Origin of the sequence: Pseudarthrobacter polychromogenes (assembly GCF_014644495.1) — a bacterium.
GTDB lineage: Bacteria > Actinomycetota > Actinomycetes > Actinomycetales > Micrococcaceae > Arthrobacter > Arthrobacter polychromogenes.
Genome location: NZ_BMKU01000008.1, coordinates 14772 through 40681 on the forward strand (window position 1 = coordinate 14772; position 25910 = coordinate 40681).

15 protein-coding genes and 2 tRNA genes are annotated in these 25910 nt (G+C 66.0%); 11 read left to right on the plus strand and 6 right to left on the minus strand.

What is annotated here, in order from left to right:
• Positions 1-196: 196 nt before the first annotated feature.
• Positions 197-907 (minus strand): 3'-5' exonuclease, encoded by a 711-nt coding sequence (locus IEX43_RS13230; protein WP_104185031.1) that lies wholly within the window; start codon positions 905-907, stop codon positions 197-199.
• 63 nt (positions 908-970) lie between these two features.
• Between IEX43_RS13230 and IEX43_RS13235 the strand changes: the two genes are divergently transcribed.
• The 3 genes from IEX43_RS13235 to IEX43_RS13245 all read left to right on the plus strand — a co-directional run bounded on the left by IEX43_RS13235 (position 971) and on the right by IEX43_RS13245 (position 8402).
• Positions 971-1387, plus strand: a complete 417-nt coding sequence (locus tag IEX43_RS13235) for an MGMT family protein (RefSeq protein ID WP_188811712.1) — start codon at positions 971-973, stop codon at positions 1385-1387.
• 140 nt (positions 1388-1527) lie between these two features.
• Positions 1528-4737, plus strand: a complete 3210-nt coding sequence (locus IEX43_RS13240; RefSeq protein ID WP_229666465.1) for an ATP-dependent helicase — start codon at positions 1528-1530, stop codon at positions 4735-4737.
• Entirely contained in the window at positions 4737-8402 is a 3666-nt protein-coding gene (locus IEX43_RS13245) for an ATP-dependent helicase (RefSeq protein WP_188811924.1), read from the plus strand. Before IEX43_RS13240 ends, IEX43_RS13245 begins: the two co-directional genes overlap by 1 nt.
• 42 nt (positions 8403-8444) lie before the next feature.
• Here the strand turns inward: IEX43_RS13245 and IEX43_RS13250 are convergent, their stop codons facing one another.
• Positions 8445-9731 (minus strand): macrolide 2'-phosphotransferase, encoded by a 1287-nt coding sequence (locus IEX43_RS13250; RefSeq protein WP_188811716.1) that lies wholly within the window; start codon positions 9729-9731, stop codon positions 8445-8447.
• Between the two features lie 145 nt (positions 9732-9876).
• On the opposite strand from IEX43_RS13250, the gene nudC reads away from it, so the two are divergent.
• From nudC to IEX43_RS13265, 3 genes are read left to right on the plus strand one after another with little or no spacing between them, the layout of a single operon-like run.
• Positions 9877-10899, plus strand: a complete 1023-nt coding sequence (nudC, locus tag IEX43_RS13255) for an NAD(+) diphosphatase (protein WP_188811717.1) — start codon at positions 9877-9879, stop codon at positions 10897-10899.
• 57 nt (positions 10900-10956) lie between these two features.
• Positions 10957-13092, plus strand: a complete 2136-nt coding sequence (locus IEX43_RS13260; RefSeq protein WP_188811719.1) for an ATP-dependent DNA helicase UvrD2 — start codon at positions 10957-10959, stop codon at positions 13090-13092.
• Positions 13092-13691, plus strand: coding sequence for a M48 metallopeptidase family protein (locus IEX43_RS13265; RefSeq protein WP_188811721.1), 600 nt, complete (start codon positions 13092-13094; stop codon positions 13689-13691). Before IEX43_RS13260 ends, IEX43_RS13265 begins: the two co-directional genes overlap by 1 nt.
• 36 nt (positions 13692-13727) lie before the next feature.
• On the opposite strand, the gene IEX43_RS13270 is transcribed toward IEX43_RS13265, so the two are convergent.
• Complete coding sequence (locus IEX43_RS13270) at positions 13728-15209, minus strand: zinc-dependent metalloprotease (protein ID WP_188811723.1); 1482 nt, start codon at positions 15207-15209, stop codon at positions 13728-13730.
• A gap of 321 nt (positions 15210-15530) precedes the next feature.
• On the opposite strand from IEX43_RS13270, the gene IEX43_RS13275 reads away from it, so the two are divergent.
• The 5 genes from IEX43_RS13275 to IEX43_RS13295 all read left to right on the plus strand — a co-directional run bounded on the left by IEX43_RS13275 (position 15531) and on the right by IEX43_RS13295 (position 21190).
• The gene (locus IEX43_RS13275) at positions 15531-16559 is read left to right on the plus strand and encodes a YlbL family protein (RefSeq protein WP_188811925.1); all 1029 of its coding nucleotides are present in this window, start codon (positions 15531-15533) and stop codon (positions 16557-16559) included.
• A 167-nt stretch (positions 16560-16726) separates the two neighbouring features.
• The gene (locus tag IEX43_RS13280; RefSeq protein WP_188811725.1) at positions 16727-19711 is read left to right on the plus strand and encodes a UPF0182 family membrane protein; all 2985 of its coding nucleotides are present in this window, start codon (positions 16727-16729) and stop codon (positions 19709-19711) included.
• Between the two features lie 123 nt (positions 19712-19834).
• Positions 19835-19908, plus strand: a tRNA-Met gene (locus IEX43_RS13285).
• 133 nt (positions 19909-20041) lie between these two features.
• Positions 20042-20115, plus strand: a tRNA-Met gene (locus IEX43_RS13290).
• A 142-nt stretch (positions 20116-20257) separates the two neighbouring features.
• Positions 20258-21190, plus strand: a complete 933-nt coding sequence (locus IEX43_RS13295; protein ID WP_188811727.1) for a cytochrome b/b6 domain-containing protein — start codon at positions 20258-20260, stop codon at positions 21188-21190.
• A gap of 36 nt (positions 21191-21226) precedes the next feature.
• Here the strand turns inward: IEX43_RS13295 and IEX43_RS13300 are convergent, their stop codons facing one another.
• The 3 genes from IEX43_RS13300 to IEX43_RS13310 all read right to left on the minus strand — a co-directional run bounded on the left by IEX43_RS13300 (position 21227) and on the right by IEX43_RS13310 (position 25694).
• On the minus strand, positions 21227-22660 hold the full coding sequence (locus IEX43_RS13300; protein WP_188811729.1) for a cryptochrome/photolyase family protein: 1434 nt from the start codon (positions 22658-22660) through the stop codon (positions 21227-21229).
• A 101-nt stretch (positions 22661-22761) separates the two neighbouring features.
• Complete coding sequence (locus IEX43_RS13305) at positions 22762-23553, minus strand: PspA/IM30 family protein (RefSeq protein ID WP_066277395.1); 792 nt, start codon at positions 23551-23553, stop codon at positions 22762-22764.
• Between the two features lie 107 nt (positions 23554-23660).
• Positions 23661-25694 carry a TPM domain-containing protein gene (locus IEX43_RS13310; protein WP_188811731.1) on the minus strand — a complete coding sequence of 678 codons (2034 nt, stop codon included), beginning with the start codon at positions 25692-25694 and terminating at the stop codon, positions 23661-23663.
• Positions 25695-25910 lie beyond the last annotated feature (216 nt).

The window sequence follows — 25910 nt, forward strand, 5'->3', positions numbered from 1 at the left end:
GCGGTTTTTCGGCTGTGATTCAAACAAAAGCAGCCCTGATCCGGTCAGGAGCAAATGTTATTCAATAGTTCGGCAATAATGCGCTCCGATAGAACGGTCTGGGCAAGGGTATGCCGAATGCGGGAGGCGGTTTTCTGCCCGGTTATATGAAGCCCTGTTACTGTGACATGCCTCGCACCGGCCCGGCAGCACTATGTCAGAAGCCGCCGAGGCTCGCGTCCTGAGGGGGGAGTACCGGCCAGTCGCCCTCGATGACGGCAGCCGGCTTGGTTTTCCGGAGGTAGCCCTGGAAGTCTGCCGCCTGGCTGGTGGCCCAGTCCACCTGCAGCTGGTGGAGCTGGGTCGCGGGCATCATCAGCTTTGGGAATTTCCCGGCCATGGCGTCCAGGACCCGCAGCGTTGCCAGGGCATCGGCCGCAGACGTGTGGGCGTTGTCCAGGACCACCCCATACTCTTCACACAGCGCCGTCAGGGTGCGCTTGCCCTTCCGGTAGCGGTCCACCTGCTTGTTCATGATGTAGGGGTCCAGGACCGGGAAGCGGCTCAGCTGGGGCACGCCGTAGCGCGCCGATTCCGCGGCCAGGACAGTGAAATCGTAGCTTGCGTTGAAAGCGATGACGGGGATGTTCGTGTCAAAAAGGTCCTGTAGGACGGCGGCAAGTTCCTGCGTTACTTCGTGTGCGGGCCTGCCCTCCCGCCGGGCCTTTTCGGTGGTGACACCGTGTACGTCGCTGGCTTCCGTGGGAATCTCCACCCCGGGATCGGCCAGCCACTCATGTTCCCTGATGACGTCGCCGTTGTGGTCCACCACCGTTACGGAGGCCGTGACGATGCGTGCAGCCCGCGAGTTGCGGCCCGTGGTTTCCAGGTCGAAAGCTGCGCGGGGGAGGGTGTTCCAGGTGCTCATATGTCAACGCTAAAGGGCACCACTGACAATTCCGTGGAGCGCCACTGCCGCTAGATTGGATCAATGCGGATTGAGTACGTGGAGGCGGTGCTGGCCATCGTGGAACTGGTGCCCGCCGCATCCGCCATGGCGTACGGGGACGTTGCCGAGCTGCTGGGCGCCGGCGGCCCCAGGCAGGTGGGCGCCGTCATGAGCCACTACGGTAGCGGCGTGCCCTGGTGGCGGATCCTCAAGGCGAGCGGCCACGCACCTGCCGGGCACGAGGCTGAGGCCCTCCGCCACTACCTTGCCGAGGGCACGCCCCTCCTGGGCGCCTATCTCGAATACCAGCGGACCCGGGAAGGACGCTGGCGTGTGGATCTTCAGGCCGCCCGGTGGGCGCCCGCCGAAGACGAACTGGACGTGATTGATACTGTTGCCGAGCAGCTGGAGCGGCGGCTGCATGGATTGTCGGTGGCTGATGATGGAATGTCTGTGTGACAGTAACAACGCCCTTCACCGGCCCACGCGACGAGTACCGGGACGACTCCCCGGAAGGTCCTGCACCCGATGCGGATGCAACGGCAGGGACTGCAACAGGCAGCACGGACCGCAATCAGGGAAGCCCGGCCGCGACAGGCCTGAGGCTGCTGCCGCCCCGCCACGTCCATGCGGCAGAGCCCCTGCTGTCGGAGGACCAGGAGGCCGCGGTTGATGTCCCCCACGGCGCCGGGCCGGTACTGATGCCCGGCGCTCCGGGAACCGGCAAGACCACCACCCTCGTCGAGGCCGCCGTCCGCAGGGCGTTCCGGGACGGCGTGGATCCAGAGCGCATGCTGATCCTGGCACCCAGCCGCCTCGCGGCAGACACCCTTCGTGACCGCTTCACCGCACGGTTGGACAGGAGCCTGAGCACAACGCCGGCGCGTACCTGGGCGTCCTACGCTTTCGATGTCATCAGGCGCGCGAAAGCTGAAGGGCTCCTTTCCTTGTCCAGGCCGCCGAGGCTCCTCTCCGGGCCCGAACAGGACCTCATCATCAAGGAACTCCTTGAAGGACACCGGCTCCCGGGCCTGGAACTGCCGTGGCCTGCCGATATGGAGGGGGCGCTGGAAACGCGCGGCTTCCGGCAGGAAGTCCGGCAGTTGTTTGACCGGATCATCGAATCAGGGCGCACCCCGGAGGACCTGGTGCGGCTCGGACATGACTGCGGCCGGCCGGACTGGGCCGCCGCTGCCGCGCTGTACGCGGAGTACCGGGACATCCTGGACCTGCGGATGCCTGAGGCTTTCGACCCCGCCGGGATCATCACGGCCGCCCGGCAGGTCTTCCAGGATTTTCCTGAGTTCCTGGCCGCGGAACGGGACCGGCTGCAGGTCATCCTCGTGGACGACATCCAGGAGGCCAACCCCGCGGTCTTTGAGCTGCTGGCCGATATAGCGGGCGGCAAGGACTCCTTCGTCACCTTCTGCCCGGACACCGTCGTCCAGGGCTTCCGTGGGGCAAGGCCGGACCTCGTCGCGGAACTGCCGCACCTGCTGTCGCCGGGGGCACCTGTGGTGGAGCGTCCGCTGCGGCATGCCCACCGGCAAGCTACCGCGGTTGCCGACGCCTGGCTAAATGTTGCCGGACGGATCTCCCAGCGTGCGGGCGGCCAGCTGGCCAGGCGCCTCGATCAGCCTGGCGGCGACAAGCCGGAAGGGGCAGTGGAAGCACACCTTGTTCCGTCCGCCGTTCACGAACTGCGGTACGTGGCCCAGCGGATCCTGGACCAGCACATCAACCACGGCCGTGACCTGGCCGACGTCGCGGTCATTGTGCGCAACGGCGCCCAGGTCAGCGAGTTCCAGCGTTATCTGTCCGGACAGGGCATCGCCGTGCGTGTTCCCGTGGCAGAGTCCGCTGTCCGGGACGAGGTGGCCGTCCGTCCGCTGCTTGATGCCTTCGCCATCGCGCTGGACCCGGCAGTGCTCACCCCCGAGGCCGCAGTATCGCTGCTCACCTCGCGGATCGGCGGGGCAACGTCCATCGAGCTCCGCCGGCTGCGGCAATCGCTGAGAAGGGAAGAAATCCTGGGAGGCGGAGGCCGGACCAGCGACGCACTGCTGGTCGAAGCGTTGCTGGAGCCTAACGCGCTGTCAACTCTTGGCATCGAGGGCCGCGCCGCACGCCGGGCGGCACGCATGATCCAGGCAGGCAGCAGGGCGGCTGCTGAACCCGGGGCCAACGCTGAATCAGTCCTCTGGGCCCTCTGGGACTCCACCGGGCTCGCCGGCGCCTGGACCGAAACGGCGCTCTCCGGCGGACCCCACGGGGCGCGTGCGGACCGTGACCTGGACGCCATGATGGCGCTCTTCCACACCGCGGAGCGGTACGTGGACCAGATGCCCGGGGCAGGCCCCGAGCAGTTCCTCGAATATCTCCTGAACCAGGAGCTCCCCATGGACACCCTTGCCGCACGCGCACAGGTGGATGACGCCGTCGAGCTGATGACGCCTGCCAGTGCAGCCGGACGTGAATGGCCGGTGGTGATTGTTGCCGGCCTCCAGGAGGGCGTCTGGCCCAACACCCGGCTCCGCGGCGAGCTCCTTGGAAGCACTCTGTACAGCGATGCGGTGGAGCACGGCGCAGGCTACGCCCTGCAACGGGATCCCCTAAGCCGGCTTCGCGATATCCGGTATGACGAGCTCCGGAGCTTCTCCACAGCAGTGTCCCGTGCCCGCGAACTGCTGGTATGCACCGCCGTATCCTCCGAAGACGACCAGCCGTCCTCCTTCCTCGACTATGTGGCGCCCTTGGCTCCTGGCCAGGAAACCCGCGGCTTCACTGCAGTAGAGCGCCCCATGACGCTCCGGGCGCTCGTCGCCGAGCTGCGGCAGCACGCCCAGCTGGATGGAACGGACGCTCCGCAGGCGGAGGAAGCGGCCAGGGTGCTTGCGCGCCTGGCCAGGGCGGAGCCGCCCGTCCCGGGCGCGCATCCGCAGAGCTGGTGGGGCCTTCCCCCGCTGAGCTCCGACGCGGCGGTGGTTCCACCCGGCGGGACGGTTTTCGTGTCACCGTCAAAAGTGGAGACAGTCCAGAAATCACCGCTCGACTGGTTCGTCCAGGCCGCAGGAGGGGAGCCTGCCACCGACTTCGCCCGAAGCCTGGGCACCCTGGTCCACGCGATTGCCCAGGAACTGCCGGATGCCTCCGGCTCCGAGTACATCGCGGAACTCGTCCGGCGCTGGCCTGCGCTGGGCATGAAGGACACTTGGGAAGGCAGGCTTGATTTCCAGCGTGCCGAGTCCATGGTGCGAAAGCTGGCCCAGTATGTGCTGCTGATGCGGAGCGAGGGCAGGAGCCTCGTTGGCGTTGAGCAGGACTTCGAGGTGGCGCTTGGAACGGTCCCCGTTGATGATGCCCCGGACCGGGACGCGGTCCTGCGCGGCCAGGTGGACCGGCTGGAGATCGATGCCGAGGGCCGTCTGGTGATTGTGGACCTGAAGACGGGAAAACGTCAGCCCGGCAAGGGGGAGCTGGCACGGCATCCGCAGCTGGGTGCATACCAGGCAGCGGTGCTTGCCGGCGGGTTCGACGACGGTCCGGGCAGCCAGGCGGGTCCGGTACCCGGCGGGGCGGTACTGGCCCAGCTGGGAACCGGAGCGAAAAATCCGGCCATCCAGCAGCAGGACCCGATCGATCAGCAGGACAACTGGGCCCTGGATATGGTGAAGGATGCAGCTTCGGTAATGGGCGGCAGTGCCTTCGAGGCACGGCACGATCCGTCCAAAGGCAGCCACGGCGGCCACGGCTGCCGGCTCCCCGAGGTCTGTCCGTTGTGCGTGCGTGGAAGGCAAGTGACTGAATGATGCAGGACGTGCAAGAGCAGGAGGCTACCCTTGCCGCCGGGCCTTCAGGTGGCAGGGCCGTGGCTGCCCGGGAGGAAGCCGCTGCCGCCACACCGCCCCGGCCGCGGTTCAGCCCGGAAGAACTTTCCGTGCTCCTGGGTGAAAAAAACGTGCCGACTCCGGAACAGTCGGCGATCATTGCGTCTCCGCTGACCCCTCGGCTGGTCATTGCGGGGGCAGGATCGGGGAAGACAGCCACCATGGCGGACCGCGTGGTGTGGCTCGTGGCCAACGGGTGGGTCAGGCCGGAAGAAGTTCTGGGTGTGACCTTTACCCGGAAGGCTGCCGGTGAGCTGGCATCGCGCATCCGTGCGAAGCTGGCTGCCCTCCAGCGGCTGGTTGCCCAGGACAGGATGGCCCAGGACAAGGCTGGCAGGGATAACGGTCACGGGGTTTTCCCGGAGGGACTGCTCAGCAGCGACGCCCTGGAACCCAAAGTTTCCACCTACCACTCGTTCGCCAGTGGCATTGTCTCCGACTACGGGCTCCGGCTGGGGGTGGAGCGTGATGTGGTCCTGCTGGGCGGTGCGCAGGCCTGGCAGCTGGCCAGTGAGGTCGTGGAGGCCTATGACGGCGAGTATGGGCATTTCCGGGCTGCCAAGTCCACGCTGGTGAAGGCAGTTATCCAGCTGGCCGGTGAATGCGCCGAGCACCTCCAGGAGCCCGAGGACGTCGAAGCCTGGCTGATGGCGCGGTTGTCCGACTTCGAGTCACTCCCTTACCTTGCCGACAAAAAGAAGAACCCCCCGCAGGCAGTGGCCGATCTCGCCGGGATGCTGCGGACCAGGGCATCCGTGGCCGACATGGTCGGACGATATGCAGCGGCCAAGCGGGCCCGTGGTGCACTGGACTTCGGCGACCTGGTGGCTCTCGCTGCCCGAGTGGCACGCGAAGTCCCGCTGGCTGCCCAGATGGAGCGGCAGCGCTACAAAGTGGTGCTGCTGGACGAGTTCCAGGACACGTCCCACGCCCAGCTCGTGCTGTTTTCGCGGCTCTTCGGCGGCGGGCATGCGGTGACGGCCGTGGGTGATCCCAACCAGTCGATTTACGGATTCCGCGGAGCTTCGGCCGGGCAGCTCTTCCATTTTGTCAGGGAGTTTCCGGTGAGGACGGGGACCACCCGTCAGGCGGCAGCGGACGAAGGTGCCGCGGGGGAGCGGGCCGCGGAGGACACCGGGACCTGGGCTCCTGCGCCGACGTCCTACCTGACGACGGCCTGGCGGAACGGCCGCTCGATCCTGACCGCGGCCAACGTCATGTCCGAATCCCTGGGCCGGGCGGCCGCGCAGCGCGGCCCCGCCGGCGGGGGAGGGGCCGTGGCCCCCGAAGTCCCGCCGCTGCAGCCCAGTCCGCACGCGGCGGCAGGATCCGTGGTGCTGGGCCGGTTTGCCAGCGACGTGGACGAAGCTGCCGCGCTCGCTGAAGACATCCTGAAATACCGTGTGACGGACTTTGAGCTCAAGCCTGACGGTTCCCCGGTTCCGCCCGCCATCGCCGTGCTGTGCCGGCGTCGTGCGCAAATGGAACCCATCCGGCGCCAGTTGGAGGCCCGCGGCATCGCCTATGAGATCGTCGGTCTCGGCGGCCTCCTCGCTACCCCGGAAATCGTGGATCTGGTGGCCACCTTGCGCGTCCTCGCCGACCCCGGCCGCTCCGACGCGCTGATGCGCCTGCTCGCGGGGGCCCGCTGGCGGATAGGCCCAGCAGATTTGATGGCGTTGAGGGACTGGTCCAGCCAGCTCGCCCGGCGACGCGGCCAGGCCGGAGCGGCCGATGACACCGTGCCGGATGCCGAACCGGCCGTCCTGGAAGGCGACCTGACAGACGCCGCCAGCCTCGTTGAAGCCCTGGACTGGCTGCCGCGCGAGGGGTGGACCTCAGCGAACGGCAGGTCCCTCACCCCGGCCGCACGCGGACGGATGCTCCGGCTTTCGGCGGAGCTGCGCCAGCTCCGGGGCTACCTGGGAGACGACCTCACCACCCTGCTGGGGGAAGTGGAAAGGGCCATGCTCCTTGATATCGAGGTCGCCGCACGGCCGGGCATCAGCATCCACCAGGCCCGCCGGAACCTTGACGCCTTCCAGGATGCAGCCGCCGGCTTCCTGCGCACCTCCCAGCGCGTGGACATCCTCGCCTTCCTGTCCTGGCTGGAAGCGGCATCAGCTGAAGAAAACGGCCTGGAAGCACCGCCGAGCGATGTCAACCGCGAGGCCGTCCAGCTGCTCACCGTGCATGCCTCCAAGGGGCTGGAATGGGATGTTGTCTTTGTTCCGGGGCTGAATGCCAAGGACTTTCCCAGTGACCGTGACTCACGCTGGAGCAGCGGATCCGCGGCCCTGCCCTGGCCGCTGCGCGGCGACCGGGCGGACCTGCCCCAGTGGGACCTGGACCAGCCGGACCAAAAAGGATGGCTGGACGCGGAAAAGGACTTCAAGGCAGCCGTCCAGGCGCACGGGGAGTCGGAGGAACGCCGCCTGGCCTACGTGGCTTACACCCGGGCCAAGCACGTCCTCTGGGCGTCCAGCGCAGCCTGGGTGGGGTCGAGGTCCGGGCGGGCTGACATGTCACCGTTCCTGGCAGAGCTGGAGCCATTGGCCGCACCGGCCCGCGAAGGTCTTCCGGTGCAGGCAGGCATCCACCCATGGTCGGTGGAGGAGGCTGCTTTGCCGGAGGCCAGCCCACTGACCCTCGATGTGGAAGTGGCCCGCTGGCCCTACGATCCCTTGGAGGGGCCGGTGGATCCCCGGACGGGTGGGCGCCTCCGCCTTGCCAGGGGCCGCAGGGATGTCATGGAACGGGCGTCCGCCCGGGTGGCGGCTGCCCTGGAGGCCATGCACCATGAACGGGCCCTGCCCCATGGGCGGGCCCTGCCCCTGCTGGACGCCGGAGCGCCTGCGAATGCTTTGTCCGGCCAGGACACCCTGATGGTCCCGGATCCGCAGCTCAGCGGCCCGGCTGCCGGCTGGGCGAGGGAAGCAGCACTGCTGCTGGAACGCCGGGCAAGGAAGTCGTCCGCCCAGGAGGTCCACCTTCCCACCCATATTTCCGCATCCACACTTGTGGACCTCAACGAAGACCCGGAGGCGGTGCTCTGGCGGCTCCGCAGGCCGGTGCCGCGGGAACCGGGCATGTCGGCACGGAAGGGAACAGCTTTCCACGCCTGGGTGGAAGAGTACTTCGGGAGTGCAGGCATGCTCGACCTCGGCGAGGCACCGGGCTCCGATGACCACATCGATGCGGCCTACGATCTGGACGCCATGGTGGCCACCTTCAGGTCCTCCCCGTGGGCCCACCGTTCCCCGGCCTTTGTTGAGGTCCCGGTGGAGACCCGAGTGGGGGAGGTTGTGGTCCGTGGGCGGATCGACGCCGTCTTCCAGGATGCGGACGGCCGCTGGGACCTGGTGGACTGGAAGACCGGACGGCGGCCGTCCGGAACCCAGTTGCGCACCCGGGCGGTGCAGCTGGCCGTGTACCGGCTGGCGTGGTCGCGGCTGAAAAGCGTGCCCCTGGAGGATGTCCGGGCGGCGTTCTTCTACGTTGCGGACAACGAGATTGTGCGGCCGCATGACCTCGGATCCGCTGACCAGCTGGAGGAGATGGTGGCGGCTGCCTTCACTTCTGCCTGAAAGGCGCGTCGTGGACGTCAGGTAGCTGACACGCGCCCGCGGCTAGTTCTTGTTGGCGTCAACAATGGTGAGGGCAGCCGTCGACGTGTCATCCGGACCGCCTGGTGCGTCAGGGGCGCCGGTTTTGGTGCCGGTGGCCGTGCCGGTGCTGCTTCCGCCGTCGGCGCCGCCTTCAGTGCGGGCAGGGGGAGTTGCAGGTGCCGGATCGGGAATCGGCGTTACGTGCACAGCGGGCTGGACCGCCGGAACCGGAACGACGGTGACCGGAGGCGCCGTGGTGGGCGCCCCGCCGTCCGCAGCCCGCATGCCAGGGCCGGCTCCGGCCCCCGCGGCAGGTTCCACGGAAGGCGCAGCCGCGCCGGGGACCGTGGCAGGCGATACGGACGGAAGGGGCTCAACGCTGATGGGCTGCCCGCCGTGCTCTGCAATGTCGCTGGCCAGGGTGGCCAGCATCTCCTCCGCCTCCGCCACCATGGTGGCGTCCCCGGCCGCGATGCCCTTGACCAGGTACTGGGCCAGGGCGAATTCGGCCGACAGCGCTGCCCGCCGAAGCAGGTGCTTGTCGGGTTTGTCGCGGCGGCCGGTGGTGTAAGCGTCCAGTACGGCGTCCACGAAGTCCTGCTCGTTGGACGCCACCAGCCAGGCAAAGTCGTCCGCGGGGTCGCCGATGCGGAGGTCCGTCCAGCCGGTCACGGCGGTGACCCGGGAGCCCTCCACGAGCAGGTTGTCCTCATGCAGGTCCCCGTGCACCACGGATGGATTGAAGCGCCACAAGGACACGTCCTCAAGTGCGTGCTCCCAGCGCAGCAACAGGGACGGGGGGATCTTTCCAGTGGTGGCGGCCTGGTCCAGCTCGTTCAGCCTGCGCTGGCGGAATTCGTTGGGGGTGTAGCTGGGCAGGTCGGCGTTGCTGACGATCGCGCGGGGCAGATCGTGGATGGCTGCCAGCGCCACGCCGATTTCCTGGGCCAGGGCATCCGGCCCGGCCGTCAGTTCCTCAACGCTGCGGGTGCTGCCGCCCAGATGCGAGTAGACGAACGTACTCAGGCTTCCCAGGCGCACGCTGCCGGCGACTGTGGGCATCAGGAAGGGCAGTTCGGCGCGGATGGCCGGGGCGAAGGCACGAAGCACCAGGAATTCTGTTTCGAGCCGGGCGCTGGCCTCGGCGTGGCGCGGCGACCTGACCCGCCAGCGCTTCCCTTCCGAGTCGAGGAGCAGCGCTGAGTCGAAGTCCGCGGGGTCGTCCGGGGCAGAGCTAACGGCCGTCGGGGTCAGCCCGGGGACTGCCGCGGTTGCAACGGCTGCCAGTTCAATCGCTTTTCTTCTCACCTTTCAACGGTAGATTGCCTGCGGGCCGGGAGACCGGTCCGGCGGCGGCGAGTCTTGAGATACCTGCAAATAGGGGGGGGTGCTGCGGGCACCGTGGGCCAGGCTGGAAATGTCAATTGTCAGCCCCAGTCAGTACGGTGGATATATGAGCCATGCGGAGTCTGTCACACCGGTCTACCAGGGGCAGCCGGCAACGCTGCCTGCCAACCACCTCATGGACACCCTCCTTCCCGTCAGGCCGGCGCTGGTGGACCGCGGGTCGGCCGTCCGGACAGCTCCGGGGATCGTGGACGAACAATTGGCCAGTCCCGAAACGCTGGCTATTGTGCTGTCCGGGCGGCAGGGCCTGGTGCAGGGAGGCGGCCTGTGTGTAGCCGCCGCACTGCCGTTGCTCCAGGAGCTCACTGCAGCCGGGTCGGCGCCTGAACTGGTCGTTTTCCTGGGCTACGCGCTTCCGGATTCGGATCTGCCAGCTGGAACCGGGCTCCTGCTTTATGTCCTCCCGGAGCAGGTTCCTCCAGGTACAGCCGGGATCCCGTCCGATGCCCGCTGGGCCGGCTTCCGCGAGGTCGCAGCGGGACTGGGCGCCACGCACACTGCCCTCTTTGTGGAGGCCAGTGCCATCACTAACTGGCACGCCGGGCACACGCACTGCCCGCGCTGCGGTACCCCTACCGACGTCGAGGCCGGCGGCTGGGTCCGCCGGTGTCCTGCGGACTCGTCGGAGCACTACCCGCGGACAGACCCGGCCATCATTGTCACCGTGGTGGGCCCTGACGGGCGGCTGCTGCTGGGCGGCGGCGGACCGCCGGACGCCAGGAACTACTCCACGCTAGCCGGCTTCGTGGAGCCCGGGGAGTCACTCGAACAGGCCGTGGTCCGCGAGATCTACGAGGAGGTGGGAGTCCGGGTGACCGCATGCCAGTACCTCGGATCGCAGTCGTGGCCGTTCCCCGCCTCCCTTATGCTTGGATTTACCGCCGTCACCGAAGACGCCGAGGCAAGGCCCGACGGCGTTGAGGTCACCAGGGCGCGCTGGTTCAGCCGGGAGGAACTCCAGGAGGCTGTGCTCGCCGGCGATATCACCATTTCCAGCCGGCTTTCCATTGCCCGCTCGCTGATAGAGCACTGGTATGGCGGACGCATCCAGGACCGGGCCGAGGCCTGACCCACCACGAATCCACCAGACTCCAGCACGCGGTAGTCGAGACAAAGAGCAGCAGAAGTGACTACAGAACATTTTGACGGGGCAGCGTCCCTTGAGGACCGCATCCTGGGAGGCCTGGACGCGGAACAGCGGGAGGTGGCCAGCACCCTGAACGGCCCGCTGTGCGTCCTGGCCGGGGCAGGGACGGGCAAGACCCGTGCCATCACCCACCGCATCGCCTACGGCGTCCATTCCGGCGTCTACTCGCCGCAGCGGCTGCTGGCCGTCACCTTCACGGCCCGCGCTGCTGCCGAGATGCGCAGCCGGCTGCGTGACCTTGGCGCAGGCAACGTTCAGGCGCGCACCTTCCACGCCGCGGCACTGCGCCAGCTACAGTTTTTCTGGCCGCAGGCTGTTGGCGGCACCCTGCCCAACCTCCTGGACCACAAAGCACAGATGCTGGCCGAGGCCGCGCGGCGGCTCCGGCTCAGCACCGACAGGGCCTCCATCCGCGACCTCGCCTCGGAGATCGAATGGGCCAAGGTGTCCATGCTCACGCCCGCAAACTACCTGGAAAACGCGCAGGACAGGGGAGCCCCGGGCGGCTTCGACCTCACCGCCGTGGCCAGGGTCTTCCAGTCCTACGAGGACGTCAAGACCGACCGCAACGTCATTGACTTCGAGGACGTCCTGCTGATCACAGTGGGAATTCTCCAGGAGGACGAGAAGGTCGCTGCCACCGTCCGTGAGCAGTACCGCCACTTCGTGGTGGACGAGTACCAGGACGTTTCCCCTTTGCAGCAGCGGCTCCTGGAACTGTGGCTGGGCGGCCGTGACGAGCTCTGCGTTGTCGGTGACGCAAGCCAGACCATCTATTCATTCACCGGAGCGTCCCCCAAGCACCTGCTGGAGTTCAAAGCCCGCTATCCGCAGGCCAACGTGGTCAAACTCATCCGGGACTACCGCTCCACGCCGCAGGTGGTGAAGCTCGCGAACGACCTGTTGGCGGGCAGGCGCAGCGGCGGTCCCGTGGCCGACGCCGCCTGGGCCTCGCCCCTGCAGCTTGTGGCCCAGCGGCCGGCAGGCCCGGCGCCGCAGTTTACGGAATGTGCGGATGACGAGGCTGAGGCGGCTACGGTTGCCCAAAAGATCAAGGCACTGCTCGACGCCGGCACACCCGCCAGCGAGGTTGCTGTCCTGTTCCGCACCAATGGCCAGTCCGAGGCATACGAACAGGCCCTGGCCGCTGCCGGGATTGGCTACCAGTTGCGCGGCGGTGAACGGTTCTTTGCCCGCAAGGAGGTGCGCGACGCCATCCTGCAGCTGCGCGCAGCCACGCGGGCTGTCGCCGAAACGGACTCCCCGCAACCGCTCGGGCAACTGGTCCGGGACATCGTCTCCTCGCTCGGCTACACGGATTCGGCCCCGCACAGCGGCGGCGCCCTCCGGGAGCGCTGGGAATCTCTGGCCGCGCTGGTTGCCCTTGCAGATGAACTGGTCGAGGTACGGGGCACACAGTTCAGCCTGGCCGACTTCGTCAACGAACTCCAGGAACGTTCCCTGGCCCAGCACGCTCCCACCGTCCAGGGGGTAACCCTTGCCTCCCTCCACGCCGCCAAGGGCCTGGAATGGGACGCTGTATTCCTGGTGGGCCTCAGTGAAGGGCTGATGCCCATTTCCTTTGCCGACTCCCCGGAATCGGTGGACGAGGAACGCCGGCTCCTGTATGTGGGAATCACCCGCGCCCGCGAACACCTCTCGCTGTCATGGTCCACTGCCCGGACCCCGGGCGGCCGCGCCAACCGCAAACCCTCAAGGTTCCTTGATGGATTGCGTCCCGACTCCGTGGCCAGTTCCAACACCCGGGGGAAGGTGACCGTGACCCGCAGGAAAGCCGCCGCTCCCGCCATGTGCAGGGTCTGCGGAAGCATGCTCGGTACGGGCGCGGAACGCAAAGTGGGCCGGTGCAACTCCTGTCCGCCCGGCTACGAGGAACAAACCTTCGACGCCCTCCGGAACTGGCGCCGGGAGGTTGCCCTCTCCGCCGACGTGCCCGCATTCGTGGTGTTCACTGACGCAACCCTGACGGCCATTGCCGAAGCACGCCCCGCGTCGCTCGAGGAGCTCGCCCGGCTGGCAGGAGTGGGACCTGCAAAGCTGGAACGGTATGGGGAGGACGTCCTGCGTGTCCTGACGGAAAGCACCTCGCTGTAATGGCTGGCCACTCCGCGAGGCATCAGGTGGCGGCTGCTTCGTCCACAACCACGGAGGACGGTGCGCCTGTAGTGGTACGGCGTTCGTCCCGGCGCACCCGCACCGTAGCCGCTTTCTGGGAGAACGGAACTGCGGTGGTCGCGATACCCGCCCGGTTCACTGCTGCCCAGGAGGCCGAATGGGTGCACAAGATGGTGGCCAAACTCCAGCGCCAGGGGGAGCGGCGGGCAGCAGTGGGTAAGAGGCGGCCGGCCACGGACGCTGCCCTCGCAGAACAAGCGGCCCAATTGTCTGCCAAGTACCTGGGCGGACGCGCCGTACCCACGTCGGTTCGCTGGGTCAGCAACCAGAACTCGCGATGGGGTTCCGCCACTCCGGCAGAGGGAACCATCAGGCTCTCGGACAAACTGCGTCCCATGCCCCAATGGGTGATCGACTACGTCCTGCTCCATGAACTCGCCCACCTGCTGGTGGCTGCGCACAACGCCGCTTTCTGGCAGCTGCTCGAGGCGTATCCGGAAACGCAGCGGGCCAAGGCATTCCTTGAGGGTGTTTCCTTTGCCACCGGACGCGGCATGGCCGACCCCGACGCCGACTGAATCCGTCCTGCCAACAGCCAACGCCGGGGCGGGGTCCTAGCCTTTCGGCTGGCCCTCCTGGCCCTCCTGGCCGTCCTTGCCCTGGGCGTCGGGACGCCCGCCGTCGTCCTTTGCAGTCTCGGCGGTGCCATCTCCTACGCCAGGCTCAGTGCCTTCTTCTGCCTCCGGCGCGGAGTCGAAGCCGCCACTGAGGAGCTTCTGCAGGGCGTCATCCACTTCGCTGTCGCTTGCTTCTGCCAGCTTGCGGCGCCCGCTGAAGCCCTTGGGATCGTCCAGGTCCTCGGCAGTGGGCAGCAGGTCCGGGTGGTGCCAGATGGCGTCCCGGCCCTCGATGCCGCGCTCTTCCTTGAGGGTGGCCCACAACGTGGCGGCGTCGCGCAGCCGGCGGGGCCGCAGCTCCAGGCCCACCAGGGAGGCAAATGCGTGCTCGGCCGGACCGCCGGTTGCCCGGCGGCGCCGCACGGTCTCCCGCAGCGCACCCGCGGACGGCAGCAGCTTCTCGGTGGCCGAGGCCGTGAGCTCGTCCACCCAACCCTCCACCAGTGCGAGGGCGGTCTCAAGCTTCTCAAGGGCCTGGTCCTGCGCCGGCGTCCGCTGCGGCATGAAGACACCCTGCGACAGGGCCTCCTGGATGCCTTCCGGGTTGCTGGGGTCAAGGTCCCGTGCAAGTTCCTCGATACGTGAGGTGTCGATGTGGATGCCGCGGGCGTACGCCTCGATGGCACCCAGCAGGTGTCCGCGGAGCCAGGGAACCTGGACAAACAGCCGCGCGTGGGCGGCTTCCCGCACTGCGAGGAAGAGCCGGATGTCGTTCTCGGGCAGGGACAGGCCCTCCCCGAACGCCGCGACGTTGGCGGGCAGCAGTGCCATCTCCAGGTCCGCGAGGGGGACCCCGATGTCGGTGGAACTGACCACATCAGCGGAGAGGGCACCGATGGCCTGGCCCAGCTGCATGCCGAAGATGGCACCGCCCATGTTCTGGAGCATCGAGGACGCCCCGCCCATCATGGACTTCATTTCCTCGGGCATCTGCTCCGTCATGGCCGAGGAGAGGGCATTCGCGATGCTGTTGGCCACGGGCTCGGTCAGCCGCTTCCAGGTGCCCAGCGTGGCCTCTACCCATTCCGCCCGGGACCACGCCCGGCCGATCAGGCCGGTGGCGGGAAGGTCCGTGACGGGGTCCAGCCACAGTTCCGCCAGGCGCAGGGCCTCATCAACCTCGCGCGACTGCTGGGACGTTACCGAAGGGTCGCTGCCGCTCGCGGCAACACGGCGGGCGTTGTCGTGGGCAAGCTGCCAGTTAACGGGCCCCTCCGAAGGGGCGCTCATCATGGCCTGCACCTGGGAGAACATCTGCGCCAGGAGGTTGGGGTCGTTCGGAAGCCCCGCAGCCTTGGCCAGTTCGGCGGGGTCGAAATTCTCCATCCCCTTGCCGCCCATCAGGTTCTGCAGCATCTCGGTCAACGGATCCTTGGGAGTGTCGTCGCCGTTGGACGGATTGAGTGGATTGGAGGTCATGATCCCGCCGATCGTCGGTGTGGCTGTCAACCTTCACGGTACCCCGGCCATGGTCGGCTGTCTGCCGGACGGCGGCGTCGTTCGCTCTAGGCAAAGAGCTGGCATCCACCGGCACCGCGTAGTCTTGGTTGGGTGACTACAACCCGTGGCGGCCACCCCTCAGAGGACCACGCTCCTGAGCTCTTCACCCGCGGCCTGCCTGCGGAAACAGGTGAAACACGCGTGCCGGGCACGTCCGCCGATGGAGAAGGGGCCGACGACGGCACCACGGGCGGTGCGCTGGCCCCGGAACGCGCTCCCCGGGACAGGAAAGTGTCGGCGATGCTGCTCGCGGGACTGTCGGCGCTGGGCCTGGGAATCGCCGTGGGCACCCTTCCCGTTCCTTACGTCGTGGAGTCGCCCGGCCCGACGTACAACACCCTGGGTGAAAGCCAGGGGAGCCCGGTCATCAGCATCAGTGGCCGGGAAACGTATCCAGCCAAGGGAAACCTTGACCTGACCACGGTCTACGTGGACGGCGGCCCCAACGGGCCGGTCAGCATCCTCGACGCATTTTCCGCGTGGGTTGACCCGTCCAAAGCCGTGCACCCCGTGGAACTGCTCTACCCCACGGGCACCACCAGGGAAGAGGCCGAGGAACAGAGTTCCGTGGCAATGACCACGTCACAGGAGAACGCCGTAGCTTCTGCCCTCAAAGAGCTGGATATTCCCTTCGGGCAGCGACTGCAGGCAGCCGGTCTCTCCGAAAATTCAGCCTCGGACGGGAAGATCCAGCCCGGCGACATCCTGGAGACCATTAACGGCAAGGACATCACCTCGCTGGCCGTCGTCCAGGAGGAACTGGCCGCGGGAAACGGCGCGCCGGTCTCCGTGGTGGTGGAGCGTGACGGGCAGTCCGTCACCGAGACCATCACCCCGAAGGACAACGGCGAGGGCCGCTTCATCCTCGGAGTCATGCTCAAATACCTGTTCACCTTCCCCTTCGACGTCGAGATTTCGCTTGAGAAAGTCGGCGGCCCCAGTGCGGGGCTGATGTTCTCCCTGGGGATCATCGACACGGTTACACCGGGAGACCTGACGGGTGGCAAACACATCGCGGGGACCGGCACCATCTCCCCGGACGGCCTCGTGGGCCCCATCGGTGGCATCCAACAAAAACTGCAGGGGGCACGGGCCGGGGGAGCAACGTTGTTCCTCGCGCCCGCCGCAAACTGCGGGGAAGTAGCAGGGCACATCCCCGTTGGGCTGCAGGTAGTGAGGGTGGAGACCCTGGCTGAGGCGCGCGACGCCGTCGAACGTGCGGGTAACGGTCAGGACACGTCCGGCCTTCCGGCGTGCCCGGGCAACTAGACTGGGCGCAACTAGACTCAACAGGAACTAAGCTCCACCGCCACTCGTGGCAAATATGACGGACGAAACCGGCCGTTTGACCGGTCCCGGACGTCGCCCGCACGCACGCTCTGATTTATCTGACGACCAGCTATGAGGTACCCAGTTTGTCCCGTCCCGCCAGCACCATGTCCACAGGCAGACCCCCTTCACGACGCGGGGCGTTGACGCCCACGCTGATCGTTGTTGCCCTGGTGGTAGTGGGCTTCATCTTCTTTGCCAACGTCTGGACCGACGTCCTCTGGTACCGGCAGTTGGGGTTCATCGAGGTCTTCGTCACCGAGAACCTGGTCCGGATCGGTATCTTTGCCGCCGGTTTCGCCATCATGTTCCTGGCGGTGTTCTTCGCGATCCGCATCGCGTACAACGCCCGGCCGGTCTACGCGCCCGACTCTGAAATCAGGGACAACCTGAACCGGTACCAGGCTCAGCTGGAACCTGTCCGCCGCGTTGTCATGATCGGGCTCCCCGTCCTCTTTGGACTCTTCGCCGGCAGCGCCGCCGCCAGCCAGTGGCAGAAGGTCCTCCTGTTCTTCAACCAGGAGCCCTTCGGGAAAGAAGACCCTGAATTTGGTATGGACATCAGTTTCTACCTGATGTCGCTCCCGTTTTTCGGTTTCGTGACCGGCTTCCTGATCAGCGTTGTGGTGATTGCCGGGATCGCGGGCATCCTGACGCACTATCTCTATGGCAGCATCCGTTTGATGGAACGCGGCGTCTTCACCAGCCGGGCTGCACAGATCCATATCGCCGTCACCGGCGCCTCCTTCCTGGTGCTCCTTGGGCTCAACTTCTGGCTGGACCGCTTCACCGCGGTGCAGAGCAACAGCGGACGCTGGGCCGGCGCCCTCTACACGGATGTCAACGCCGTCATTCCCACGAAGGCCATCCTCGCCGTGGCGGCGGTGCTCGTTGCCATCCTGTTCGTTGTCGCTGCCATTATCGGCAAATGGCGGCTGCCGGTCATCGGAACCGCCATGCTGGTCATCACGTCCATCCTGGCCGGAGGTGTCTACCCCTGGGTGATCCAGCAGTTCCAGGTTCGTCCCTCGGAGGAGACGCTGGAAAAGGAATACATCCAGCGCAATATCAACAACACGCGTGAGGCCTACGGCCTGGACAAGATTCAGGTGGACCGCTACAACGCCACCAACACGGCCAGCACCGGGGCCCTGGCCCCGGATGCGCAGACCACGGCAAACATCCGGTTGCTGGACCCGAACCTGATTTCGGATGCGTTCTCCCAGCTTGAGCAGTACCGCCCGTACTACCAGTTCCCGGAAGCCCTCAATGTGGACCGGTATGAGGTGGACGGCAAGATCCAGGACACCGTGATCGCAGTCCGCGAACTCAACCCCGCAAACGTGGCAACCAACCAGCAGGGCTGGCTCAACCAGCACGTTGTGTACACCCATGGCTACGGTGTAGTGGCTGCAAAGGGCAACAAGTTCACTGTGGACGGCAAGCCGGAATTCCTGCAGTCGGGTATCCCGTCAACGGGTGTCCTGGGTGACGATTCAACCTATGAGCCCCGGATCTACTTCGGTGAATCCTCGCCCGACTACTCGATCGTTGGCGCGCCGGACGGCGCCCCTGCCCGCGAGCAGGACCGGCCGTCGGGCAGGGAAGGCGAGGGGGACAACCAGTACACCTTTGAAGGCAACGGCGGTCCCAACGTGGGAACGTTCTTCAACCGCGTGCTGTACTCCATCAAGTTCCAGTCCTCGGACCTGCTGCTTTCGGACGGCGTCAACCCCGAGTCGCAGATCCTGTACGACCGCAGTCCCCGTGAGCGCGTGGAAAAGGTTGCCCCGTACCTGACCGTGGATGGGAATGCCTACCCGGCGGTGGTTGACGGCCGCGTCAAATGGATTGTGGATGGCTACACTACGAGCCAGTTCTACCCGTACTCCCAGCAGGAGCGGCTTTCCGATGCCACGGCGGACACCCAGACCACGTCCGGCCGCGCGGTTGCCTTGCCCAACAGCACCGTCAATTACATCCGGAACTCCGTGAAAGCCACGGTTGATGCGTATGACGGTTCGGTCACCCTGTACGCCTGGGACGACCAGGACCCGCTGCTGAAGTCCTGGCAGAAGGTGTTCCCCGCCTCACTCAAGCCCTTCTCGGAGATGTCCGGCGATGTCATGAGCCACGTCCGGTACCCGGAGGACCTGTTCAAGGTCCAGCGCCAGCTCCTGGGGGAGTACCACGTGACCGATCCGTCCACGTTCTACCAGACCAAGGACGTCTGGAGCGTGCCGGCGGATCCCACCGTTGAATCCAACAGCGGCGTCAAGCAGCCGCCGTTCTACATGTCCCTCCAAATGCCGGACCAGGACAAGCCCGCCTTCCAGCTGACGTCGTCGTTCATTCCGCAGATTGTCAACGGGAACGCACGCAACGTGCTCTATGGCTTCCTGGCCGCTGACTCGGATGCCGGGAACGAGGCGGGTGTGAAGGCGGAGAGCTACGGCAAGTTGCGGCTGCTCCAGATCCCGCCGGAGATCCAGGTGCCGGGTCCCGGCCAGGCGCAAAACAAATTCAACTCCGATCCCACGGTTTCGCAGGCCCTCAACCTGCTGCGCCAGGGAGCGTCTGAAGTGCTCAACGGCAACCTGCTGACGCTTCCGGTAGGCGGCGGCATCCTGTACGTCCAGCCTGTCTACCTCAAGTCGACCGGCGAAACGTCGTACCCCACACTGCAGCGCGTCCTGGTGGCCTTCGGCGACAAGGTGGGCTTCGCTCCCACCCTGGATGAGGCACTGAAGCAGCTCTTCGGAGGAGACTCCGGGGCTGCCGCGGGCGATTCGGACAACAACGGCCAAACCCCGGTAGATCCGGCCGCGCCGGGAACGCCCGCGGGAGCTGACGGCAAGGCAGAGCTGAAGGCCGCACTGGATGAAGCGAATGCGGCGATCCAGGAGGGCCAGTCGGCTCTTGCCGCAGGGGACTTCGCAGCCTATGGCGAGGCGCAGAGGAAGATCGCGGCTGCCCTCCAGAAGGCCGTGGCTGCGGAAGCCAAGATCCCGGTTGCCGCACCCGAGGCCACGCCCGCGCCGGCAGCCACCGATGCACCTGAAGCGAGCCCGTCACCCTCAGCCACCAGCTGATCACGACGGCGGCAAACGGCACCTGTTCCCTGTGGGGCCAGGTGCCGTTTCCGTAGGCGAGACGGAGATCACGCGCCCGCGATTTGGCCTGGTGTTCACGTACCGGTAAAGTAGTTCTTGCGACGCGGGGTGGAGCAGTTCGGTAGCTCGCTGGGCTCATAACCCAGAGGTCACAGGTTCAAATCCTGTCCCCGCAACTGATGAAAACATCCGGACACTGGAAACAGTGTTCGGATGTTTTGTTTAAGCTCCGGGGATTTCCTGCCGACCCAAGGGAAAACCCCGAGTGGAAAACGAAGCCGGAAAACTAGGGTAGTGTTGTTTCAGCGACGCGGGGTGGAGCAGTTCGGTAGCTCGCTGGGCTCATAACCCAGAGGTCACAGGTTCAAATCCTGTCCCCGCAACTATGTGAAGACCCCGACCGGCCTACCAGCCGGCCGGGGTCTTCTTTTTTCCGTGGATACGTGCAGTTCCTAGTATTCTCTTTCGCAGAGCCTCACACGTAGTGAGCACTTGGCCAGTCATTCTCGAGAGGAATGTTGTTCGATGTCCACACCCACGAAGAAGCCCCGTACCGCGGCGGGTCAGCGGTCGCGACTCTACTGGGCGGTGCCCGCCGTCCTCGGAGGGCTGGTCCTGGTGGTGCTGGTGGCCAGGTGGCTGATGGGGCTGCCTGCCGTGGCTTCCTTCGTGGCGGACTATCCGGGCCACTCAGAGCTTCCGGACAACGCTCCTGTGGGCTTTCCTGCCTGGCTTGCATGGCAGCACTTCCTGAACGCGTTCTTCCTGCTGCTGATTATCCGCACGGGGTGGCAGGTGCGGACCACCACCCGCCCCAGCGGGCACTGGACACGGAACAACAAGGGCCTGATCAAGACGAAGAACCCGCCCACCAAGATCAGCCTCGAGCTGTGGTTCCACCTGACGCTGGATGTCCTGTGGATCCTGAACGGCCTGATCTTCGCGGTATTGCTTTTTGCCACTGGACAGTGGATGCGGATTGTTCCCACCAGCTGGGACGTCTTCCCCAACGCGCTCTCCGCGGCACTGCAGTACGCATCCCTGGACTGGCCCACGGAAAACGGCTGGGTCAACTACAACGCGCTGCAGCTGCTCTCGTACTTCGCCACAGTCTTCATTGCCGCTCCGCTGGCCTTCATCACGGGCCTGCGGATGTCCGGTGCCTGGCCCAGGAAGGCTGCCGGCCTCAACAAGGCGTTCCCCATCGAGTGGGCGCGCGCCGTCCACTTCCCGGTGATGATCTACTTCGTGGCCTTCATCGCGGTGCACGTCTTCCTGGTGCTCGCCACGGGAGCCCTGCGCAACCTTAACCACATGTACGGCGTGCGCGACGACGACGGGTGGTTTGGTTTCTGGGTGTTCCTCGCCTCGGTTGTGGTGATGGTGGCCGCCTGGTTCCTGGCCCGCCCGCTGTTCCTGCGGCCCGTCGCCTCCCTGATGGGCAAGGTCAGCCGCTGACGGGCGCGGGGCGGCTGCGGTTGCCCGTGGAGCGGGTCAGCTGTCCCTGAGCTTCTGATAGGCCTCGAGGGCCCGCTCCCTGGACTCGGGCAGGTCCACCAGCGGCCGCGGATACTCCGCCAGTTCCACGCCCGACTTCCAGGGCTCGTGGATAGCCTTTCCGTCCAAGTCCGCCAGCTCGGGGATGAAATGGCGCAGGTAGGTGCCGGCGGCGTCGAATTTCTTGCTTTGGGTGACGGGGTTGAAAATCCGGTAGTACGGTGAGGCATCTGCCCCTGAGCCGGCAACCCACTGCCAATTGGCGGGATTACTGGCCGCGTCCGCGTCCACGAGGGTGTCCCAGAACCAGGTTTCCCCGACGCGCCAGTCCGTCAGGAGATTCTTGACCAGGAAAGAGGCCGCGGCCATCCTCACCCGGTTGTGCATCCAGCCGGTTTGCCACAGCTGGCGCATGCCTGCATCGACAAACGGATACCCGGTCCGCCCCTGCTGCCAGGCTTCCAGTTCATCCTTGCCGGGCTTCTCCCATTCGAACCGGTCAAAGTCCGGACGGTAGTTGCGGGTGGCAAGATCCGGGTTGGTGTACAGAAGGTGCCAGCAGAATTCCCGCCAGCCAAGCTCCGAACGGAAGATGCCGACGTCGGCAGGCACCTTGTTCGGATAGCGACGGCGGATCTGCCGCCACACGCGGAAGGGACTGACCTCGCCGAACCGCAGGTGGGGTGAGAGCCGGCTGGTACCTTCCACGCCGGGGATGTTCCGGCCCGTCCCGTATTCCTCCGCCGGCCCGTCCAGGAAATCTTCGAGCCGGCGCCGGGCGCCGTCCTCGCCCGGGTCCCACACAGCAGCGAGTCCGCCGCTCCAGTCGGGGGCGGAGGGCAGGAGTTCCCAGCCATCAAGTGTGTCGCCCGCCTGCACGGTGCCGGTTCGCTTCGGAGGCGCCGGCAGCGTTCCCGGAACCTGGAGGGGGTCGCGTATATCAGCGCCGGCAAGGCAGGCCCGCCAAAACGGCGTGAACACCTTATACGGCCCGCCGGCGCCTGTCCGGACAGTCCAGGGCTCAAACAGGAGGTTTGCCTGGTAGCTCGAGGCCTGTAAACCACTCTCAGTGGCCCACGCCTTGACAGCGGCGTCCACAGTGCGCTCCGGCTGGCCGTAGCGGCGGTTCCAGAACAGGTGCCGGGCGTTGGTTTCGGCGGCGAGTTCCCTGATGATCTCCTCGGCTGGCCCGCGGCGAAGGAGCAGGCTGGAGCCTTTGGCTTCCAGCGCACCCGCGAGTGAGGCGAGGGAGTGGTGCAGCCACCACTTCGTGGCTCCTCCAAGCGGCCGGACGCCTTCGGAATCCTCGTCCAGGATGTAGACGACCGTCAGGGGCATTCCGAGCGCCGCTGCTTCGGACAGCGCGGGGTTGTCATCAAGCCGAAGGTCGTCGCGGAGCCAGACGATGGAAGTCTCAGTGGAAGAAGCCATGCAACCACGCTACACACCGGCAGGGACAGGTAGGGCCGGGGCCATCGATGGCCCCGGCCTTACCTGTTGCTTCTTTGGCAGGTGGTACGTCCCGCCCCCGGTCAGAGCTTGTCGAAGTCTGCTTCATCCACCGTTGAGGCTGTTGCTGCCGAACCTGCCGCGCCGAGGGCCGGCTTTGACGAGTTGCCGGACTTCAGCGCCGCCAGGCGGGCCTCGATCTCAACCTGCTCACCGAGGTCCTCCAGCTGGTTGAACTGCGCGTCCAGGCTGGAAGCTGCGAGTTCCTGCTGGCCAAGGACCTTGGCCTCCTCGCGGCGGATCTTTTCCTCGAAGCGGCCCACTTCGCTGGTGGGATCCATGAAATCGATGCTCTTGATGGCGTCGTGGACCTGGGACTGGGCTGCAGCGGTCTTGGACCGGGCCACCAGCTCGTTCCGCTTGCTGGTCAGCTCGTTGAGCTTGCCCTTCATCTGGTCCAGGCCGGACTTGAGCTTGTCCACCACTTCGCGCTGGGAGGCGATGCTGGGTTCTGCCCCCTTGGCCTCATTCTCGGCGGACATCTGGCGCTGCAGGGCCACCTTGGCAAGGTTGTCGAACTTTTCGGCATCAACAGTGTCGCCGCTGGCCCGGTACTCGTCCGCCTTCCGTGAGGCCGCAAGGGCTTTGTTGCCCCAGTCCTGTGCGTTCTTGACGTCCTCGCGGTAGTCGTCCTCGAGCATCCGCAGGTTGCCGATGGTCTGCGCCACGGCGGACTCAGCCTCAGCAATGTTGTTCGTGTAGTCCCGGACCATCTGGTCCAGCATCTTCTGGGGATCCTCAGCGTTGTCCAGCAAAGTATTGATGTTTGCCTTAGCCAGCTGCGCGATACGGCCAAAGATGGACTGCTTAACCATGTTGCTACCTTTCGTCCTGCTCTGTGGTGACCACTGAAATCAGTGAACAGTTGTGTTGCGGCTTGTGAGGGGGCGCCGGGTTTCGGGCCGGTGCTAGCCTGCGGCGATCAGAAACTTCCGGAGTCGCCTCCGCCAAAGTCTCCTCCGCCGAAATCTCCGCCGCCCCAGCCGCCGCCGTCGCTGTGGCCACCGCCCCAGCCCGCGCCGCCGCCTCCATTCAGGATGGAGTTGATCAGGATGCCGCCCAGAATGGCGCCGCCGAGGCCTCCGCCGCCGCCTCCGCCAAACATCCCGCCGCGGCCGTAGCCTTGGTTGGCGTAGCCGCCAAAGTGGTCAACATCGGCCTGGGCCAGCTGGGCTGCCTGCGCGGCCAGGGCGTGCGCCTGCTGGGCGTAGGTCAGGGCGGTCACAGGATCGGTGCGTGCAATGGACAGTGCGTAATCCAGGTTCCGCTGCGACTCCGCCAGGCGTGTGCGTGCCTCTGTCCCCACACCGCCGCGGCGGGCGGTGATGTAGTCCGAGGTTGCGCTGATCTGGGCCTGGGCAGACATGATGGTCTGCTGGAGCGAGGCCTGCGCCCGGCGGGATTGTTCCTGCTGGTCCCTAATGCCGCTGAGCGCCTGGTCCAGCGACTGGTGGGCAGTCTCAACCCGCTGCAGCGTGGCAATGGGGTCGATCTTGCCGCCCTGGATCTCCGCCTTCACCTGCGCGAGGGCGTTTTCAACTCCGGCCACCGGACCGGCGAGCTCGGGGTGGGCGCCCGATTGGATCATGGCCCGTGCCTGAGCGAGGTCCTGGGAGGTGTCAACTACTGCACTCTCGAGGCTGTTCCGGGCTTCATCCAGGTTGGAGGAAACCTTGGCGATGGCGTCCAGGAGGACGTTCGTCTGGTGCAGGCTCTCTTCGGCTGCGCGGACTGCTACAGCGGCAAGACTGGCCTCGCCCTCAGCCAGCTTCTGCTGCGCGGTGGCGGTGGCGTTCTGGACAAATGCCAGGCGTTCCTTGGCCTGCAGGATGTTGTCAGAAACCTGGGTCAGGGCACTTTCGGCATATTTGGCGCGAAGGGAGGTGAGGGACCCTTCTGCGCTGGAGATCTTCGCGTCTGCCTCGCGGGCTCCCGCGTTGACAGCTGCCAGGGCCTGCGGTGCATTCTTCTCAAGTTCACGCAGGGAGTCGAAGTCCGCCTTTTGCTCCTGGAGGGATGACAGTGCGGCCTCTGACCGGCGGATGATCTCGCCGAGCCACGTCCGCTGCTGCTCTTCAGTGTCCGGGATGTGATCGTCCAGCTGCTGCTGCAGCTTGAAGGATTCGCTCAGGTGGGCCTTGGCCTCGTGCAGCGCTTTGGTGAAATTGCCGACGGCGGAATCACCATACTGTGCCTGGGCGAACATGAGTTCCTGCTCGCTGGACTTGATGGCATCGTCCGCCTCGATCAGGAGGGAGCCTCCCTTGCGGCGAAGTTCCTCGATGCTCAACGACGCCAGCGGATCGAGCTCAGCCCCCTGCGGACCGTAGCTGGCGTTGGCTGCCTGGCCGGCGGCCTTCTTGCGCTTGTTGCGGAAGTAGAGGTACGCACCGGCGCCACCGGCAGCTACTACGCCCGTTCCTACGAGGACAGCCGCGCCAGCACCTTCATCAGAGGGGACGTTGCCGCTGCCCCCACTGGCGGCATCTCCGATCGCCGCTGCTGTATCAATTGCTGCCTGGGCGAAATCGGGATTTCCACCGGCCAGGTTGGCCGTGACCGCGTTCTGGCTTATAGCCCCCTGCTTGGACTTAATGGGGCTCGCAGAGTTCAGGACAAAGCTGAATTTGCCGTCGTCTTTGGCTATTGCGAGGATGGCGTCGGACCTGCCCATGCCTTTCTGCGTGGCAACGGCTGCGGCCCAGTCTGCCGGCACAGTTGGGTTGGTGAACCTGTCCACGGTGATGACATAGAGGTTGTATTTGTCGTCCTTTAGCAGCTTCTGGATTGCTTCCTGGACTTCGCCCTCGCGGCTTCCGAGTACATTCGCGTTGTCCACGATGTTCTGGCCGGAGGGAATGGTGACCGGATCCTCGGCCCAGGCCGCGGAGGCGGGCAACGCCAGGAAGGCGGTAAGGCCGATCACGGCGAATAAACGTTTGAACTTTGACCGCATGTGCAACCCTTCAGCACGCCTGACACCGATTCGGGACGAATCAGTCGTCTCAGAATCCAGCAGCGCCCCCACGCTTGGTGTGAAGCCGCAGGTCGCTGTGGCAATTCATCTTGATTCTATGGTGCACCCCACAACCAGTCCATCGGCCCGAATATGCCAGCAGCGAAACGGCGGGCCACACCTCAGCGGGTCAGCGACGGGCCCTCAGGAAGCTCT